Origin of the sequence: Nostoc sp. DedVER02 (genome assembly GCF_034530675.2) — a bacterium.
In the GTDB taxonomy this organism is placed as follows: Bacteria; Cyanobacteriota; Cyanobacteriia; order Cyanobacteriales; family Nostocaceae; genus Nostoc.
Genome location: NZ_JAVRCP020000001.1, coordinates 240,253 through 255,936 on the forward strand (window position 1 = coordinate 240,253; position 15,684 = coordinate 255,936).

A 15,684-nucleotide genomic window follows, 5' to 3' on the forward strand; every position below is an offset into this window, starting at 1 on the left:
AAGTCCAAGCAGCTAGACGAGTTGCAGGATAAGTTAGACAAATTGACGTTTATTTTATCCCCAAACCACAACCAAGTAACATACCAGAAACTCTCAGATTATTAGGTCAACTTGTTACTACCCCTTCTCTATTTGAACCCTTCCGTAACGCAGCATCAGCTAGGGAAAATTAATGTAGATGCAAAGCTGCTTTTTACAGAGGATTGCCCCTAACTGAAAATCATTGTTGTGATTATTGTTTGCGTAAGTTTTAATGAAAATAAGTCTCTAAAAATTTTAACTAATAAAAACTTTATTTTATAGGTTTGCATAAATGGATTTTCTGACAATTTTAGGATTAGCTGCTGCCACAATAACCACAATCTCTTTTTTGCCACAGATGTTTAAAACATGGCAAACAAAATCAGCAAAAGATGTTTCTTCAATTACACTGATTACATTCATAATTGGTGTTTTTTTATGGTTAATCTACGGAATTTATCTACAAGCATTACCAATTATTCTTGCTAATAGTGTGACATTATTTTTCAACTTGATAATTCTATGGCTTAAAATTAAATATAGATAACCCTGCCCATAACTAAAACCTCTGACACCATAAAAAGGATATATTCTGTGAATAATAGGAAGAAAATCAATTGCAATCTGCCTGTAGTATATAACCTGAGTCAGCCCGAGTCTAACTGTATTAATTACGAATTACGAATTACGAATTACGAATTATCATGACCTCATCTGTATTTGAATCTGAACGCCTCCTGTTCACCCCCACCACCCCAGATATCAACGCTATCCCCATCATCTTCGCCTTTCCCAATGAATATAGCGTAGGTATCACTAGCCTTGGCTATCAGGTAGTTTGGGCAACTTTGGCAATGCGTGATGATGTACAAGTGAGTCGCCTGTTTACAGATACTCACGAACAACTCCCCAAAACACCGGAAATTATCGGATTTTCCATTTCCTGGGAACTGGATTATGTAAATATTTTAAATTTACTGGAATCTTTAGAAATTCCCATTCAAGCAACTTTTCGTGATGATTCTCATCCACTAATTTTTGGTGGTGGCCCAGTTCTTACAGCTAACCCCGAACCTTTTGCAGATTTTTTTGATGTAATTTTACTAGGGGATGGCGAAAACCTACTAGGAAATTTCATTGAGGCATACAAAGAAGTCAGAAATGCTTCTAGACAAACTCAACTAAAAAGACTTGCACAAGTCCCAGGGATTTATATTCCCAGTTTGTATGAAGTCGAATATCACACAAGAGATGGTGCAGTAAAGTCAATTAAACCAATTTCTCCAGAAATTCCCGCAGTGGTGCAAAAGCAGACTTATCGGGGAAATACTCTATCGGCTTCGACTGTAGTCACCGAAAAAGCCGCATGGGAAAATATTTACATGGTGGAAGTGGTGAGAAGTTGTCCAGAAATGTGCCGCTTTTGTTTGGCGAGTTATCTCACACTGCCTTTTAGAACAGCCAGTCTTGAAAATTCATTAATTCCAGCGATCGCAAAAGGTTTAGAAGTCACAAATCGGCTAGGATTATTAGGGGCTTCCGTAACTCAGCATCCAGAGTTTGAAGATTTGCTAGATTATATCAGTCAACCAAAGTATGATGATGTCCGTCTCAGTATTGCCTCAGTGCGAACAAATACTGTAACAGTCCAGCTAGCAGAAACTTTGGCAAAACGAGACACGCGATCGCTTACCATTGCAGTAGAGAGTGGTTCTGAGAAAATCCGGCAAATCATCAACAAAAAGCTGCACAACGACGAAATTATCCAAGCTGCGATAAATGCCAAAGCTGGCGGATTAAAAAGCTTGAAACTCTACGGAATGGCAGGAATTCCCGGTGAAGAAGCAGAGGATTTAGAACAAACCGTGGCGATGATGCGTAATATCAAAAAAGCTGCACCAGGATTGCGTTTAACATACGGATGCAGCACCTTCGTACCCAAAGCACACACACCGTTTCAATGGTTTGGGGTGAATCGGCAAGCAGAAAAGCGGTTACAATTTTTGCAAAAACAGCTAAAACCGCAGGGGATAGAGTTTCGGCCAGAAAGTTATAATTGGTCGATTATACAAGCTTTGTTGTCGAGAGGCGATCGTAGAGTGTCCCAACTTCTTCAACTTACCCGTGACTTTGGCGACTCCTTGGGTAGCTACAAACGTGCTTTCAAGCAACTCAAAGGACAAATCCCCGATTTAGATTTCTACGTCCACGCCGATTGGCCTACAGACCAAATATTACCCTGGAGTCACTTGCAAGGGCCTCTACCACAGTCTACACTACTAAAGCATTTGGCTGATGCTCAGAGTTATATCAACCCATCTCCCAAAGAACTACAGCCATTACTGGGGGCTAGGGACTAGAGACTAGGGACTAGGAATTAAAAGTCAATACCCAGTAGCTAATACCCAATACCCAGTCCCCAATACCCAGTCCCAAAACTTCATGCAAAACACAGCTGAGTATTACTGCGCTTATTGCGGTGAACCGAACTTAACTTTTATTGATTTGAGTGCTGGAGGACAGCAATCTTATGTAGAAGATTGTCAAGTTTGCTGTAACCCAAATATTTTGTATGTGAGGGTTGATGAAGATACCCTAGATATCGAGATTGATACAGAATCCGAAAGTTGAATTTTAGGTTTTTCTTTCCATGCTGCACTTTAAACATTCCTCAGTAATTAATGCCTCACCAGAAGTAGTTTGGAAATTTCATGAAAGGCCAGATATTTTGCAAATGCTGAATCCACCTTGGCAGCCAGTCCAAGTGGTTCGTCGTGAAGGGGGGCTGAATGTGGGCGCTATTACAGAATTTCGCCTTTTTCTCGGCCCATTACCATTAACTTGGTTAGCACGTCATACTGAATGCGATAAATATCGCTTATTTACCGACGAACAAATATCTGGCCCCTTCGAATATTGGGTACATCGACATGAATTTGAACCGGAAAATGGCAAAACTAGACTAACTGATGCTATTTCCTTCTCTATGCCTGGTGGAGGAACAGTTGAATTTGTCAGTGGTTGGTTAGTACAAGCACAATTAGAAGCAATGTTTCGCTATCGCCATTATGTGACTAAACGAGAATGTGAGTCACAATACAACTTGGGTTAATAGCAAAAATTAGTTATCCTGATTCTTCAACCCTTGCCGTGAAACCCACTTTATCAAACCAGGAAACAAGCGGTACAAAGCTTGTGAGAAATTCGCCGAACCAACCATCACTTCTGACTTCTTATTCTTGACAGCATCCCAGATAGCATTTGCCACATCTTCAGGCTTCTCCACCACCGGAGTTTTCAGCACATACTCAAGCTGTCCACGGCGAGTTTGAGTATCTTGCTCATCCTTGCCCCGAAAAACTGCTCGTTCCATTAAAGTACTCTTAATTAAATTCGGATAAATCCCACAAACATGAATACCTTTTGGATGTAATTCTACTTGTAGGGCTTCCGTCAATCCGGTAACACCAAACTTACTAGTACAGTAGGGAACCAAGTAAGCAGTTGGCACTTTACCACCAATGGAACTTAAATTTACTATAGTTCCACTTCGACGCTGGAGAAAATGAGGCAAAAGGGCATTAATTGTGTGGATATATCCCCATAAATTGGTATCTATAATTTGATGCCAATCGCTCAAAGAAAACTGCTCTACTGGCCCCGATGCAAAGATGCCCGCATTGTTTATCAGCACATCGATATAACCATAATTTTCTAATGCTTTTTGCACTAATGTCTTTACCTGAGATGATTCAGTGACATCGCAAGTAACCGTTAATGGTGCTGCACAGCCAATGCTTTGCACCTCCTGCGCTAAGGCTTCCAAGGTGTCAGCATTACGAGCGGCAAGTACCAGGTTATATCCTTGCCGTGCAAATAAAAGAGCCGTTGCTTTACCAATACCTTCAGAAGCACCTGTAATTAGTACCGTAGGAGTCATACTTTAAGTTTAAAAAACCTATTCACTGTTTATTAGTCTGGATAAGAAAGCTCCATAAACATTCTAACTTTTGCTAGATTTTTTAAATAGTTTTTTAGTAAAGTTACAAGTTCTCATTAGCATCTGTTTCCTAAAAATACCTCTGCTCTATAGGCTAATAAAAGCTATTATTGAACTTTTGTTAGATAAGTATTTCTTGAACTCCTTAAAATCTCATTCTTTAGAGTTGCATCTACTTTTCAACTAGAGACAGATAACACCAATTGGGTAAGTTAAGTAATATGAACAATGTAATTAGCTTCTTAAGGTAACTTAACAATGGCACTTTATCCTAGCGATAAAACTGAAACCGCATACAATGGCAAAGACCGCAATGCTGCTGAACTTGGTCTAACCCCTCAGTCTGAACTTTGGAATGGTCGCTTGGCTATGATTGGTTTTCTAGCTTACCTAATTTGGGATCTCAATGGCTATAGCGTACTACGAGATGTACTTAACCTCATTTCCTAAACCACGCACTAATTATTACCGTCTTTGTTGCAGGCTTAGATTTTATCCAAAGTAGTAAAGACAAGATACTGGTTATATAAACTATTAGTATAGCCAGTGTTATTACTTGTATAAACCAATCTTAAAACCAAAAACAGTTTTTAGAATAGCATCTACTTGTGTAATAATAGTTCAAGTATCTTAATGTTTGTACATATTATTAGGGCATTGGCGCTGTCCAATGCAAAACACTGACTACTAATAGAGTTTTATGAATGGTAGTTAGTGATTTTTATCATGACTATATATTAGAAATTTTCAATTTAATACAAGGCGGAGTAAAAGCGTGATTCAATTGGAACAACCACCCAATCATCAAACAAAATTGACCCCAACAGTGAAAAGTAAATCTCAGTTTAAGGGACTTTTCATTGCCATTATCATTGTTACTGCATGGCTTATTAGCCTAAGTTTATTACTTTCCTTAGACATTTCTGGGTTAACATTTTGGATGTTATTACCTAGCATCCTATGGCAAACATTTTTATATACAGGATTATTTATTACATCTCATGATGCCATGCATGGGGTAGTGCTTCCCCAGAACACTAAAATTAATCATTTTATTGGGACATTAACCTTATCTCTTTATGGACTTTTACCTTATAAAAAGTTATTGAAAAAGCATTGGATACATCACCACAATCCAGCAAGCGAGATAGACCCGGATTTTCATAATGGGAAATACAAGAATTTCTTTGCCTGGTATTTTCATTTTATGATGGGTTACTGGAGTTGGAGACAAATAATTGCGCTAACTATTATCTATCACTTAGCTAATCATGTTCTCCATATACCTCATGCTAATCTAACGTATTTTTGGGTGATTCCATCGATTTTAAGTTCATTCCAATTATTTTATTTTGGGACTTTTCTACCTCATAGTGAACCTATAGGAGGTTATATTCAGCCTCATCGTTCCCAAACTATTCCTCGTCCAATTTGGTGGTCGTTTATCACATGCTATCATTTTGGCTATCATGAAGAACATCATGAATATCCCCATATTACTTGGTGGCAGTTACCAGAAATTTACAAAGCAAAATAGTTCTTGTTTATTTAAATATAATGACAACAAAGATCGCACGGTAATTTATATAGTTTGAAGTAGGCATTCTTTTAGATTATCCTGCTTATGCCAGTTAATAATTCTTGTCTTGTCACCTATAGCCCTGCTTATACAATAGTTCCTACTTACGAATGCTTTAATCGGTGTAGTTACTGCAACTTTCGTAGTGAACCGGGTAAAAGTCCTTGGATGACTCTTTCAGATGCAGGAAGTATTTTAAAATCACTTCAAAGCGAAAAAGTCTGTGAAATCCTTATCCTCAGTGGTGAAGTGCATCCCTATTCCTCAAGACGTGAGGCGTGGTTTGGGCGAATTTATGATTTGTGCGAATTAGCGCTTTCTATGGGGTTTTTACCACACACCAATGCGGGGCCATTGAGTTTTCAGGAAATGCAAAAACTCAAGCGTGTTAATGTTTCGATGGGGCTGATGTTGGAACAGTTAACGCCAACATTGTTAAATAGTGTACATCGGCACGCACCGAGTAAATTACCAGAAGTGCGTTTACAACAATTGCAATGGGCGGGAGAGTTGCAGATTCCCTTCACTACTGGGTTACTGTTGGGAATTGGAGAAACTGTAGATGATTGGTGGGAAACCTTGGAAGCTATATCTCATTTGCACCAACGTTACCATCACATTCAAGAAGTCATCCTGCAACCTCATAGCCCAGGAAATCAGCAAACCTTTGATGCGCCTCCTTTTAATCCTCATCAGTTACCAAAAGTAATTGCTAAAGCACGTCAGATTTTACCGTCAGATATTACTATTCAAATTCCGCCGAATTTAGTTAAGGATGATTGCTGGTTACTCGCTTGTATTGAAGCTGGTGCGCGAGATTTGGGTGGAATTGGGCCAAAAGACGAAGTTAATCCCGATTATCCACATATTCAGGAGCAAACTTTGAGAAATATTTTACAGCCTGCTGGGTGGGAATTAGTGGCGCGATCGCCAGTTTATCCTCAATTTGATCCCTGGTTGTCGGGGGAATTGCAAACAGCAGTGAAGCACTGGCGAAAGACTCTCACCCCAGTCTTTCTGTAGCTGCGTAAATTCTTAAATTTGTCCCTTCACCCATTCTCGAAAATTCCGCGTCATTTTCATCACGCCAATTCTTTGACTTTCTTCTAAAAATCGAGCAATTTCAATTAAAGGCAATTGTGCAAAACTTGGCGAATTATTACGCTCTATATATTGCCCTTCTTGCAGTTGGTAAATATACAGCACACCCTCGTCATAACGCCAAATTTCCATAATACCTAAAGACGCATAAATATCGAATTTATTCAGCGAAGAACTCGTTAAATCTATTTCTACTACTAAATCTGGTGCTGGGTCACGGTTCAAATCAATTTCTGATTTGTTCCTCACCAACGCTTCATTGCAAATATAGTAACTGCTATCTGGTTCCGCACCACGCCGCAAATCTTCCCGTTTCAAAGTCGTTGAACCTGTAGGAAAAATTTCTAAATTCAACTCTTCACCCAAAACGAAAATGAGTAGTTTCAATAAACAATTCCAATGCTCATGCGGCATCAGTGGGGTCATAATTTCCAGCGTTCCTTGGTCATAGGCGATTCGAGAGGCTCTATCCTCTCCAATCTCAGCTAGCATGGTTTCAAAAGTCTGCCAGCTGATATTTCTCAATACAGCCCTTTGTTCTGAGGCGGCGCGTGTTGTTAACATTGCTCAAGTTGTGGGTTACTATCACCAAAATAGCGTCAAATTAATACGCACCGCGAACTAATTCCCAATGCATCCCTCAGAAGATGTAGATAGCAGCCTAAACCCTGTTGTAAAATAGACATAAGAAGGATTTGGGGGGCCATTTACTGGTCATAAACGCCTATAGAAACTATCTACGGAAATCTTCAAGGTTTAAAGTCCAGCCAGCTGAAACAACTACAGCGGCTGTATCACCAGCGTATACCAGGCGATCGCATCACCACGCCTGAGTTTTCCCAGCGTCTGGCAGCAATTAGCACAGAAGTCAATCAGCCTGTGTGCGCCTACATTAACCGTCGCGGACAAGTGATTCGCGTTGGGGTAGGTACACCACGTCAAACCCAAATACCACCGATGGAATTGCCCCGTTACGGTGCAGAACGACTCAGTGGTATTCGTTGTATTGCCACCCATCTCAAGCCAGAACCGCCCAATGAAGCGGCACTCACGGCTATGGCGTTGCAACGTTTAGATGCTCTAGTTGTTCTAAATATTACCGGAGCCGGATTTACACGGCGCGGAGGTGGTGCGACTGGGTATGTCAAAGAAGCTTATTTAGCTCATCTAATACCCCAAGAGTCTCGCACCCTGATTACTAGTCCTGCTGCTTTCAAAGTAGAAGAGAGCAAAATTCAAACTCCAAGTTGGAATATATCGCCACCTATGGATTTGGATGATTTAGCAGACCAGGATTTAGTAGACCTGGTGGAAAATCTGGAAGCAGAATTCCAGCGCGAATTTATCGCTCAGGAAGTAGATGCCGACCATGATCGCGTGCTAATTGTGGGGCTGATGACCAGTGAGATGACTCCCCTACAATTCCAAGACACCCTATTAGAATTGGCACGGTTAGTTGATACTGCTGGGGGAGATGTATTACAGACAATACAACAAAAGCGATCGCGCGTTCATCCCCAAACAGTAGTTGGTGAAGGTAAAGTGCAAGAAATTGCCCTAACTGCCCAAACGCTAGGAGTTAATCTTGTCGTCTTCGACCGCGACCTTTCACCCTCCCAAGTCCGCAACTTAGAAATGCAAATTGGTATCCGGGTAGTTGACCGCACCGAAGTAATTTTAGATATCTTTGCCCAACGCGCTCAATCCCGTGCCGGTAAATTGCAAGTAGAACTAGCACAGCTAGAATACATGCAACCGCGACTAGCAGGTAGAGGTCGTACCATGTCCCGATTGGGTGGTGGTATAGGAACTCGTGGCCCTGGTGAAACCAAACTAGAAACAGAACGCCGTGCCATTGGCCAGCGTATTTCCCGACTGCAAAAAGAAGTGAACCAGTTGCAGGCTCATCGTTCGCGGTTACGGCAACGAAGGCAGCATCGAGAAATTCCCTCAGTGGCTTTAGTTGGATATACCAACGCTGGTAAATCTACCCTGTTGAACGCTCTCACTAACGCAGAAGTTTATACAGCCGACCAATTATTTGCCACTCTCGATCCTACTACCCGCCGCCTGGTAATTCCTTACGGCGAAACAAATGAACATCAGGAAATTCTGATTACAGATACGGTAGGGTTCATACACGAACTACCTGCATCATTAATGGATGCCTTCCGCGCCACCTTGGAGGAAGTCACAGAAGCCGATGCCCTACTACATTTAGTGGATTTGTCTCACCCGGCTTGGTTGCGTCATATTCGTTCAGTCAGAGAAATCTTGGCACAAATGCCAATAACTCCTGGCCCCGCGTTAGTTATTTTTAACAAGATCGATCAAGCAAATAGTGAAACACTAGCTTTAGCTAGAGAAGAATTCCCCCTAGCGGTATTTATTTCAGCGAGTCAGCGTTTGGGATTAGAAACCCTACGCCATCGCCTTGCCCAACTGATTGAATATGCCGTTGACTCTCGGTAAATACCGAAAGCAATTTTTAATTTCTAGTTGAAGATGCCGTAGTTATTATTAACTATGGCATTTTCTATGGAAAATAACAGATATTTTTAGTTGAACCATTGTCGAGTTATGTGGAATTTGCTGAATGACAATATTGGAAAATACATGTTAGAACAATTGGTTAATGGTATTTTTCTGTTTTTAGCTGATACAGTAATTACATTTATAAGAAGAATTCAGAAATCAGGAGTCAGAATTCAGCATAAATTCTGTACGAGTGGTTGATAGCTTGCGAAGTGCGAGTTCACGATAGCGTAGCGGTAGCGAGTCTGCGAGCGTCGCGTCTGAATATTGGTTTAAAACCTCACCCGCAAGTGGCGCGAAAAGAATTAAAATATTCTCGCCTTAAAACTCCATCCCTTCATGGGTGGAGTATTCTGACTCCTGTATTCTGACTCCTGACTCCTGTTTATTTTATGAATAAAGTCTAATGGTATATGAGACTTTAAGCTCTGAACTGGTTATTAATTAATTTTAGAAATAATATAAAGGAAGGTATATGCAATTGGCTTCACAGCAATTTGAGTCAAAAGATGTCAAAGTACAGCTTCTTTTAACTGGAGGACATCAATATACCGTTTATTTAAAATCAGATTCGCCTGAACTGAACAGTCTTTTAGCAACTATTGTGGCTCGCGCCTACAAGCAAGAATCTAATTTACAGAATTTATTCCAAATTCCCATCAATGAAGGGCGCTCGGTTTTGTGTTTCCCTAGCGAACATCTTATAGGCGTGGTTACAGAACCCCCGATCTTTATACAGCAATCAGAGAAAATAGAACTGCAAAATGATTATATTCTGGCTTCTGATTATATACAAATAGATAATTTTCTTAAACCAGAAGAACATAAACACTTACTCAAATACGTTCTAGAAAAAGAATCGGCTTTCTTGCCAAGCAATACTTCTACAAACGATATTAACTATCGTCAATCAATGGTTCTCTACTCATTCCCTGAATTTTCAGAACTGATATTAGAGAGAATTCAAGCAGTGATTCCTGATATTATAAGCAAATTAAACTTACCATCGTTTTCTATATCAACAATTGAAGGGCAACTAACTGCACATAATGATGGTAACTATTACAAACTTCATAATGATAATGGCAGTCCAGATACTGCTACCAGAGAACTAACATACGTTTATTACTTTTATCGAGAACCAAAATCATTTTCTGGTGGCGAATTGCTGATATACGACAGCACAATTGAAAATAATGTATATATAAATGCTGAGACATTCAAAACAGTTGAACCTCGTAACAACAGCATTATATTCTTCCTCAGCCGCTATATGCACGAAGTATTGCCTGTGAATTGTCCCTCTCAAGCTTTTGGAGATAGTCGATTTACTATCAATGGCTGGGTGCGTCGATAAGCGAATTCAGTATAATCACTGTCTGCGACTACCGTGAGTATTTAACTTTAGGGAAGGCGATCGCTTTCCCTAATTTATTGCAAACTCATAGCCAATAGGCTTTTTGAATAATATCTATCATTACATTATAAATAGTCTATCAAGATTACTTAAGCAATTTATTTATAAACTTTAAATAAAGAGTTAAAACACCAATTAAAGCTAGGGTGATTACGTAATTTAACAAAAATGCTTTTCATAGTATAAACGCTGGATTATCGTAAGACGATTGCAAGAACATCATTTATTTAGCATCTATTAAATTTTAGATAAAGCTTAACAAAAACAGTACTATATCTCATTATTTTGTGCCAATTTAGATCAGTGAATGATGTCAATGTCGCTTGTATCAACATCATTATTAAGAAGCTTTTCCATATCTTGTTTAAGACAAAGAGGTTTGATTTACATGTCTCAAGGATATTCAAAAAAAGTAGTTGGTTATATAACCTGTGGTCTATTATCATTCACCTTGGCTTTAGGGTCACAAATGCCTCAAGTACAGGCATCAAACGGTAACGGTAACGGTAATAGCGGTAGCGACAAAAAAAATTCACCAGCGCCTGCACCCGCACCTGCACCTGCACCTGCACCAGCGCCCGCACCTGCACCCGCACCAGCGCCCGCACCTGCACCCGCACCCGCACCCGCACCAGCGCCCGCACCCGCACCAGCGCCCGCACCTGCACCCGCACCCGCACCTAAGAGTTTAGGATCTATAAGTTTTTCAGCTACAGGAACCAATACCTACGACAAATCCAATGACCCTCTGGCAGCGTCAGTTCTCTTTAGTTACCTAGACAATGGTTTATTGTCGCTGACCCTGACTAACAATTCTTCTGTAGGAATCTCAAACCCTTCTGATGTGCTGACATCAGTTTTCTGGGACTATGCTGGTTCTCCCCTAAGCAACTTATCGCTGGTTTCGGCTCTAGCTCCGACAGTAACCTCAAACGTAGGCTCCACCACTACAAAGAATGTTGATCTTCTAGCTCTAAATGAATGGAAATTACCCAACACTAGTAATACTGGAGGACTTCCTGGCATTGACCAACACTATGGTCTGGGTACAGCTGGCTTAGGTATTTTCCAAGGTGGTGGTGGACAGCAATTCAATTACGGCATCATCAGTGGTTACGCTAATGATGCAAATCCAGCCGTGAGTTCGGGGACTTTTGTTCAAAGTTCAGCTACTTTCCTACTATCAGGGCTAACCTCTAACTTTGACATCACTAAGATTGGCAACATCCGCTTTCAGTACGGTACATCACTAAGCGAAACTAGTATAAAACCTGCTACCACACCAACACCAGCACCAACACCAGCACCAACACCAGCACCAACACCAGCACCAACACCAGCACCAACACCAGCACCAACACCCGCACCAACACCAGCACCAACACCAGCACCAACACCCGCACCAACACCCGCACCAACACCAGCACCAACACCCGCACCAACACCCGCACCAACACCAGCACCAACACCCGCACCAACACCAGCACCAACACCCGCGCCAACACCCGCGCCAACACCCGCGCCAACACCAGCACCAACACCTGCACCAACACCTGCACCAACACCCGCACCAACACCCGCACCAACACCCGCACCAACACCTGCACCAACACCCGCGCCAACACCTGCGCCAGCACCAGCACCAACACCCGTACCACCTTACTATCAACCTCCTGCACCTCAACCGAAAAAAGTACCTGAACCTAGTACAACCGCAGCATTAGGATTATTAGGCTTGGGTGTTTTCGGACTTCAGAAGAAAAAGAAAAAAAATATTTCCCAAATTTAAACCGCACAGCTAAATTTTAGTAGGGAGGAGCTTAAATACATGGGTTTGGAGGAGCATAGGCACTTCTGAACCCATATTTGTTAAAGGTAAGAAATGCTAAACTAAAACTCGCCCAGAAAATTCCTACTTTCTAACTAGCGCTTAGTACTTGAAAAAAGTTAAATGATAGAAACAATCTCAATATAATTACTGGCATTCCCAGGATTGAAACTGAAATATTGTTAGTTTGTTAAGTAGGATGCAAAATAACAATAGTCTACAGATTTGGCTAGCATTAACTTTGCAATCCACATTAAATACTTTTTCTGTAGATTGAATTATGAAGGAATAAAACAGCCCCAGCCAGTGGGGACGTTCTAAAATTAAGAAGTATTAAATCAAGTTGAGGACATTATGGCTGCCAAAGTAGAAATTTACACCTGGAAGACTTGCCCGTTTTGTATCCGTGCCAAAAGTTTGCTGAAGAGTAAGGGTGTTGAATTTACCGAATATAGCATTGACGGAGATGAGTCAGCCAGAAATAAAATGGCTCAAAGAGCAAATGGACGGCGTTCTTTACCGCAAATTTTCATCAATGATGACCATATTGGTGGTTGTGATGACATCCACGCTTTAGACAGTCAAGGTAAGCTGGATGAGCTACTAACTACTGTGTAACTTTAGAAGATATTGCGATCGCTAGCAACAATCGACTACAACTCTGTTTACGAACTTTTTTCTTGCAAAAGCATCTGTCCACAAGACTTTACCCTCCAGTTTCTACTCAGCAGTACAGATGTACGTCAATTAGTAAGATCGTCAAGAGATAATAATTGAATAACCATTTAATTTTTTGGTGATTGAGGTATAAAGGGTGAAACTGGCTTTTATCATTGATCCCATCCATCTACTTGACCCGTGTCATGATACCAGCATTGCCCTGATCGAAGCAGCGCAAATTCTGGGACACGAAGTTTGGGTAACTCAAGCAAATCTGCTGAGTGTAGTGGAGGGCAAAGCTTGGGCTGTCCTACAGCGAGTCGAACTTGTACCAGTGCAGTTAGTCGAGGGACGTTGGGTAGCGGCGAGTCCTTGGTATAAGTTGAGCGATTCTTCCTTAACTTCTTTAGAGACAATGGATGCCGTATTTATGCGGACAGATCCACCTGTCAATGATTCCTACCTCTATGCCACTTACATTCTGGATTACATTGACCAAAATAAAACCCTGCTGATTAACAGTCCTAGCGGCATCCGAGGGGCAAATGAAAAAATGTATGCCCTCCAATTTACCAAAGCAATTCCAGAAACGATTGTCAGTGCTGATAAAGAGTTTATCCGAGAATTTGTCAAAGCAAAGGGGGCAGCAGTTCTCAAACCACTGGGAAACAAAGCTGGAGAAGGAATTTTATTTTTGCAATCAAGCGATCGCAATTTTAACTCGATTGTCGAACTCAGTACTCTCCAAGGTCGAATCCCTGTAATGGTACAAACCTATCTACCGGAGGCAAAAGCAGGAGATAAGCGAATTATCCTGCTTAATGGCGAACCGATTGGTGCGCTCAATCGCCTATCTAGCGGAACTGATTTTCGCAATAACATGGCTACTGGTGGTACAGTCGCTCAAACCGAAATTACCCCAAGAGAAAATGAAATTTGTATCGAAGTAGCCGAACGCTTACGCCAAGACGGTTTAATTTTTGTGGGGATTGATGTTATTGGTGGCTACTTAACTGAAGTTAACGTCACTAGTCCTACAGGAATTCGTGAGATTGATCGCCTAGATGGGACTAATCTCGGTCATCAGGTTATTCAATCGATTGAACACTCACTAAAAACTAAAAAATAAATGTAAATTATTGTTTATTTGGTGTCTATTCTCCAAAAAACAGAATTACTTCAGACGCTTGCGTGGGTAATTTACCCACGCAGCTTTGTTTATACCTAATATAAGTTTAATGGTTTGCAGTGGTATAGCACAAGCCTTGGTGGTTAGGACATCAACAGATGATGAAACTTAAACACGAAAAGACTTTTCACCCAGTCCCCAGTCCCTTGCTATAGATGTAGAGATATCTATGATGGGCTACGTTTAAGCATTCGTAGTCAGGCTTCCCGGTTTTTTGTTTCAAAAGCACAGCAAGAAATTTTAGCCAGCAGACTCCTGGCTAATTTCTGGACTTTAGACTAAAGCAAGCGATCGGCAAAGAACAGGTATGCAGAAAAATAAAGGGATGCCTGTAATAATAAGCACCCCAATAACGGAAGATGAAAAAAGCACAACCAATCTTCATCTACCGCTATGGATGTTTTTGCACAGCTGAGGGAATTCCGTCAAGCAGCATACCAAAGTTTATGCCGGGCAAAAGATGCAACATTTGAAATGATGGATGCAATATTGCTGACACGTAACGCCTACAGTCTGGCAGATTTATCAATGTGTCCCGTATTCCGTCGTCAGTGGTCAAGTATTTATGAGACAACACAGGATACCAGACCGCAGCGTAATAAATTGATGGGGCTGTACAGTCAAAAAATACCCAAACAAGGACGTATTATCCTGGCAGGAGACCATACAGTATGGTCAAGACCAGATGCACCAACCCTTAAAGAGAGAACCTACGAGCATCAAACCATTGAACTTGAAGATGCCAAACTCGGTAGAGTTAAGATTTGCCTGTGGACAAGAAAGCATTTTCGTCTTTCTCCACACCATACAATGTCAATTATATTGGTGGAAAGGCTACAAGAAGACGGCTCACCACGAGTCAATAAACCGATGTGGTTGGCATTTGTAGGTGAAGAAATGCCACCTTTATCTGAGGTTTGGAAACTTTACATGCGACGTTTTGCGGTTGACCATTGGTATCGGTTTATTAAACAACGCTTGCATTGGACGCTCCCTAAACTGTCAACTCCCCAACAATGTGACCGATGGAGCGACTTAATGCCACTGATGACTTGGGAGTTATGGCTGGCTCGTGATATCGTCAATGACAATCCCCTCCCTTGGCAGAAACAGATCACTAAACTTACCCCTGGACGAGTTGCACAAGCCATACCTGGGATTTTGGTCAGGGTTTCTACTCCATCCATTCCGCCAAAACCACGCGGTAAATCTCCTGGGTGGAAAGCAGGACAACCCCGGCAACGTAGAATTCGCTATCCCATTGTCAAAAAGCGTACTTCCTCTTCACGTAAAGCCGAGCCGAAACCTGCTTGATTTGTCTTTTTTCTAATTTTTTACTTTGCTTTTTTTCAAC

The 15,684-nt window shown here is 41.2% G+C and carries 15 protein-coding genes; 13 read left to right on the forward strand and 2 right to left on the reverse strand.

What is annotated here, in order from left to right; all coding sequences use genetic code 11:
• Nucleotides 1-370: 370 nt before the first annotated feature.
• From RMZ41_RS01010 to RMZ41_RS01025, 4 genes are all read left to right on the forward strand, one after another.
• Nucleotides 371-568 (forward strand): SemiSWEET transporter, encoded by a 198-nt coding sequence (locus tag RMZ41_RS01010; protein WP_322641653.1) that lies wholly within the window; start codon nucleotides 371-373, stop codon nucleotides 566-568.
• Nucleotides 569-725: 157 nt separating this feature from the next.
• Complete coding sequence (locus tag RMZ41_RS01015) at nucleotides 726-2,381, forward strand: radical SAM protein (protein ID WP_322641617.1); 1,656 nt, start codon at nucleotides 726-728, stop codon at nucleotides 2,379-2,381.
• 82 nt (nucleotides 2,382-2,463) lie between these two features.
• Nucleotides 2,464-2,652 carry a CPXCG motif-containing cysteine-rich protein gene (locus RMZ41_RS01020; protein WP_012411100.1) on the forward strand — a complete coding sequence of 63 codons (189 nt, stop codon included), beginning with the start codon at nucleotides 2,464-2,466 and terminating at the stop codon, nucleotides 2,650-2,652.
• Between the two features lie 19 nt (nucleotides 2,653-2,671).
• On the forward strand, nucleotides 2,672-3,133 hold the full coding sequence (locus tag RMZ41_RS01025; protein ID WP_322641618.1) for an SRPBCC family protein: 462 nt from the start codon (nucleotides 2,672-2,674) through the stop codon (nucleotides 3,131-3,133).
• Between the two features lie 9 nt (nucleotides 3,134-3,142).
• Here RMZ41_RS01025 and RMZ41_RS01030 read toward each other — a convergent pair whose 3' ends face one another.
• A complete protein-coding gene (locus tag RMZ41_RS01030; protein ID WP_322641619.1) occupies nucleotides 3,143-3,961 on the reverse strand; it encodes an SDR family oxidoreductase in 819 nt (272 codons plus the stop codon).
• Nucleotides 3,962-4,279: 318 nt separating this feature from the next.
• Here RMZ41_RS01030 and RMZ41_RS01035 point away from each other — a divergent pair, with 318 nt between their 5' ends.
• From RMZ41_RS01035 to cofG, 3 genes are all read left to right on the forward strand, one after another.
• Nucleotides 4,280-4,471: a chlorophyll a/b-binding protein gene (locus tag RMZ41_RS01035; RefSeq protein ID WP_322641620.1), complete on the forward strand. Its 192-nt coding sequence runs from the start codon at nucleotides 4,280-4,282 to the stop codon at nucleotides 4,469-4,471.
• 325 nt (nucleotides 4,472-4,796) lie between these two features.
• Nucleotides 4,797-5,558 carry a beta-carotene ketolase CrtW gene (crtW, locus tag RMZ41_RS01040; RefSeq protein ID WP_322641621.1) on the forward strand — a complete coding sequence of 254 codons (762 nt, stop codon included), beginning with the start codon at nucleotides 4,797-4,799 and terminating at the stop codon, nucleotides 5,556-5,558.
• Between the two features lie 87 nt (nucleotides 5,559-5,645).
• Nucleotides 5,646-6,623, forward strand: a complete 978-nt coding sequence (gene cofG / locus RMZ41_RS01045; protein WP_322641622.1) for a 7,8-didemethyl-8-hydroxy-5-deazariboflavin synthase subunit CofG — start codon at nucleotides 5,646-5,648, stop codon at nucleotides 6,621-6,623.
• A 12-nt stretch (nucleotides 6,624-6,635) separates the two neighbouring features.
• Here cofG and RMZ41_RS01050 read toward each other — a convergent pair whose 3' ends face one another.
• Entirely contained in the window at nucleotides 6,636-7,265 is a 630-nt protein-coding gene (locus RMZ41_RS01050) for a Uma2 family endonuclease (protein ID WP_322641623.1), read from the reverse strand.
• 162 nt (nucleotides 7,266-7,427) lie between these two features.
• Here RMZ41_RS01050 and hflX point away from each other — a divergent pair, with 162 nt between their 5' ends.
• From hflX to RMZ41_RS01080, 6 genes are all read left to right on the forward strand, one after another.
• Complete coding sequence (gene hflX / locus RMZ41_RS01055; protein WP_322641654.1) at nucleotides 7,428-9,173, forward strand: GTPase HflX; 1,746 nt, start codon at nucleotides 7,428-7,430, stop codon at nucleotides 9,171-9,173.
• 538 nt (nucleotides 9,174-9,711) lie between these two features.
• Nucleotides 9,712-10,593, forward strand: a complete 882-nt coding sequence (locus RMZ41_RS01060; RefSeq protein WP_322641624.1) for a 2OG-Fe(II) oxygenase — start codon at nucleotides 9,712-9,714, stop codon at nucleotides 10,591-10,593.
• A gap of 448 nt (nucleotides 10,594-11,041) precedes the next feature.
• Entirely contained in the window at nucleotides 11,042-12,442 is a 1,401-nt protein-coding gene (locus tag RMZ41_RS01065) for an XDD4 family exosortase-dependent surface protein (protein WP_409874689.1), read from the forward strand.
• A gap of 393 nt (nucleotides 12,443-12,835) precedes the next feature.
• On the forward strand, nucleotides 12,836-13,099 hold the full coding sequence (gene grxC, locus RMZ41_RS01070; RefSeq protein WP_322641625.1) for a glutaredoxin 3: 264 nt from the start codon (nucleotides 12,836-12,838) through the stop codon (nucleotides 13,097-13,099).
• A gap of 196 nt (nucleotides 13,100-13,295) precedes the next feature.
• Nucleotides 13,296-14,270 carry a glutathione synthase gene (gene gshB, locus RMZ41_RS01075; protein ID WP_322641626.1) on the forward strand — a complete coding sequence of 325 codons (975 nt, stop codon included), beginning with the start codon at nucleotides 13,296-13,298 and terminating at the stop codon, nucleotides 14,268-14,270.
• Nucleotides 14,271-14,723: 453 nt separating this feature from the next.
• Nucleotides 14,724-15,644 (forward strand): hypothetical protein, encoded by a 921-nt coding sequence (locus RMZ41_RS01080; RefSeq protein WP_322641627.1) that lies wholly within the window; start codon nucleotides 14,724-14,726, stop codon nucleotides 15,642-15,644.
• Nucleotides 15,645-15,684: the final 40 nt, after the last annotated feature.